The organism is Streptomyces sp. NPDC048270 (assembly GCF_040652335.1).
Taxonomy (GTDB): domain Bacteria; phylum Actinomycetota; class Actinomycetes; order Streptomycetales; family Streptomycetaceae; genus Streptomyces.
Genome location: NZ_JBEZLV010000131.1, coordinates 1 through 1,627 on the forward strand (window position 1 = coordinate 1; position 1,627 = coordinate 1,627).

At 69.9% G+C, this 1,627-nt stretch carries 1 protein-coding gene and 2 pseudogenes; all 3 read right to left on the minus strand.

Annotated features, from left to right (window positions below):
• Window positions 1-509, minus strand: a pseudogene (locus AB0D66_RS34565) (ABC transporter permease); the annotation flags it as partial.
• Window positions 496-1,287 (minus strand): ABC transporter ATP-binding protein, encoded by a 792-nt coding sequence (locus tag AB0D66_RS34570; RefSeq protein ID WP_362311103.1) that lies wholly within the window; start codon window positions 1,285-1,287, stop codon window positions 496-498. The gene AB0D66_RS34570 and the pseudogene AB0D66_RS34565, both read right to left, overlap by 14 nt.
• A 34-nt stretch (window positions 1,288-1,321) precedes the next feature.
• A pseudogene (locus tag AB0D66_RS34575) lies at window positions 1,322-1,627 on the minus strand (sulfate ABC transporter substrate-binding protein); the annotation flags it as partial.

A 1,627-nucleotide genomic window follows, 5' to 3' on the forward strand; every position in this document is an offset into this window, starting at 1 on the left:
CCGAGGAGGATGACGGTGTACATCATGGCGTCGTTGAGGCCGAACCACAGGACGGCCGGGGGCACCCAGGCGACCGAGGGCAGGGACTGCAGGCCTTGGAGGATGGGGCCGATGGCGGCGCGGACGAACTTCACGCGGGCGACGAGGAGTCCGAGCGGGGTGCCGATGGCCAGGGCCAGCAGGAAGCCGAGCAGGCCGCGGGAGACGCTGGTCCAGATGACTTCGAGCAGCGTGCCCTTGAGCCACATGTCGGCCAGGCTGTCCCACACCGCGGACAGCGCGGGCAGCTTGGTCTCCTCGGTGACCTTCAGCGAGACGAGGACCTGCCAGACCACGAGCACCAGGCCGATGGCCAGGACCGGCGGCAGGACCTTCTTGAGGAGGACCTCGCGGACCGGGGTGCGGTGGGTCTGGACCGCGTCGAGCGCGTCCAGGCCGGCCTCCAGGCCCGCCAGGTCGTCCTGCCCGCCCTTGCCCGTGACCTTCGGGGTGGTGTCAGTGCTGGCCATGGCGGCGGATCTCCCCACGCAGGTGTTCAGTGATCTCGAGGGACAGCTCGGCTACGTCCGCGTCCTCGATGCGGCGCGGCTGCGGGATGTCCACGGTCCATTCCTTCGCGACCCGGCCGGGCCGTGAGGAGAGCAGGACCACGCGCTGGGCGAGGCGGACGGCCTCGCGCACGTTGTGGGTGACGAACAGGACCGACAGGTTCGTCTCCGCCCAGATGCGGGCGAGTTCGCCGTGCAGGACGTCGCGGGTGATGGCGTCGAGCGCGGCGAACGGCTCGTCCATCAGCAGCAGTTGGCTGTCCTGGGCCAGTGCCCGGGCCAGGGCCACGCGCTGGCGCATGCCGCCCGACAGCTCGTGGACGCGCTTGCCGTAGGCGCCGCCGAGCCGGACCAGCTCCAGCAGCCGCTCCGCCTCCGGCCTGCGGTCCGCCTTGGGCACCCCGCGCAGCCGCAGGGCGAGTTCGATGTTCTTGCCCGCGGTCAGCCACGGGAACAGGGCGTGCTCCTGGAACATGAGCGCCGCACGCCCGGGGGTCTCGATCGACCCCTGGGACGGCTTGTCGAGGCCCGCCACCAGGTTGAGCAGGGTGGACTTGCCGCATCCCGAGGCCCCCAGGATGGTGACGAACTCTCCGGGAGCGACATCGAGGTTGATGTCGTCCAGGACGAGCTGCGATCCGGCCGGGCCGGAGAAGGACTTCGAGACGTGCTCGATACGAGTACCGTGCGTCAGCTCCGCTACGGTGCCCTCGGCAGCCTTGGCAAGCGTGGTGGCCATGGTCGTCACCTCCTGGGGTTGCTGGGATTGCGGGTTACTTGGCGCCGAGGCCGGCGTCGGAGACCTCGGGCCTGCCGGCGGCCTTGAGGACCTTGTTCAGGAGCGTCAGGTCGTAGATGCCGGCCAGGTCGGGCTGCTCGATCAGCCCCGCCTTGACCGCGTAGTCGGCCTGCGTCTTGAGGGTGGAGGCCAGCGGGTCGTCGGTGCTGGCGATGCTCGGCCAGGCCGGGTCGATGATCTTGGCTTCGAGGGCCTTGCCGCTCTCGGCTTCGAGCTTGGCGTTGGCGGAGGCCTTCGCCTTGTCGGGGTTGGCGTTGATCCACTCGTTGGTCTTGACCGT